The 1,063-nt window shown below is 59.1% G+C and carries 1 protein-coding gene; it reads right to left on the reverse strand.

The features are described 5' to 3' along the window. Positions 1–21: 21 nt before the first annotated feature. Entirely contained in the window at positions 22–1,014 is a 993-nt protein-coding gene (locus KM295_RS16780; protein WP_256031523.1) for a transposase, read from the reverse strand. Between the last annotated feature and the right edge of the window lie 49 nt (positions 1,015–1,063).

The following is a 1,063-nucleotide window of genomic DNA, read 5'->3' on the forward strand; positions in this document are numbered from 1 at the left end:
GAGCGTGTCATAGAATCCATCTCATAGCTTCTCGCAGCCCGGTTCGTTTCCTCGCTCGTAGTTGGTGATGGCAACAACGAGTCGGAGACACAGCGCAACGAATACTTCTGTTCGTGCGTGGACGCGGCCTCGGGCGCGGACGTGCCCGAGGCCGCAGTCCTTCACCGCGTCGTTGGTTCGCTCGACTCCTGTCCGGTGGTTGTACGTCTCGTCCAAGATGGATTGTTTCAGCTGAACGTCCTCGCTGTGTTCCTTGATTCGGTCTTCGACCCTGTACTCGATGTCTTTCGGGTCGTCAGTGTTTCGCGGGTTGTACGGAGCGATTGGCACGACCCCTGCGGCCAGCAGGTGGTCGTGCCAATCGAGGATGTCGTAGGCGCTATCTCCCAGCATCCAGATGGGTGTATCGACGGCGAGCGCGTCACGCGTGACGCGCATCGCCGTCTCCTGATCCGCTTGTTTGGCCTGTGTGAACTCCGCTGCGATCGGGATCTTTGCGCCAGTCGAGACGATCGTACAGCCGAAGCCGTAGTAGTACTCTTCGGCTGTTGGGTCGTAGTTCCACGACGCAGCGTCGTTGTATTGGATCGCTTCGATGTGGGTCGAATCGATGGAGTACGTGGAGTCGAGCAGGCCGCGGACGGCGGCCTGCTCGACGAGCCTGTCGAAGACATCGTCAATAACGTGTTCGAGGTCGGTGAGAAAGCGGTCCACCGTGTCTCTGGATGGCGGTTTGTCGAGTCCGCAGTAGTACCAGACGAGGCTGTGCTGGAGTTCTCGCGTGACCGGACGGGTGCCGTAGACATCCTCGTAGTAGCAGTGCAGAAAGCCGCGAAAGAGATCCGGTGGCTGGTGCACTCGTGTTCGCCCCCGCTTCGAGGGGGCGAACACGTCGTACTCCAGGAGAAACTCGAACTCAAGGTGTTCGAACAGCGGTACTGTCTCGGTAGCCGCTGCATTCAAAAAGTCGTCTACCGAAGCTACGTCTTGCAGGGCGTTGGTACTGCTGGACACAGTTTCCAAACCCTGCGGCCTCCCTTGGGAGGCTTTCTATGACACGCTC

It is taken from the genome of Natronomonas aquatica, from assembly GCF_024449025.1.
In the GTDB taxonomy this organism is placed as follows: Archaea; Halobacteriota; Halobacteria; order Halobacteriales; family Haloarculaceae; genus Natronomonas; species Natronomonas aquatica.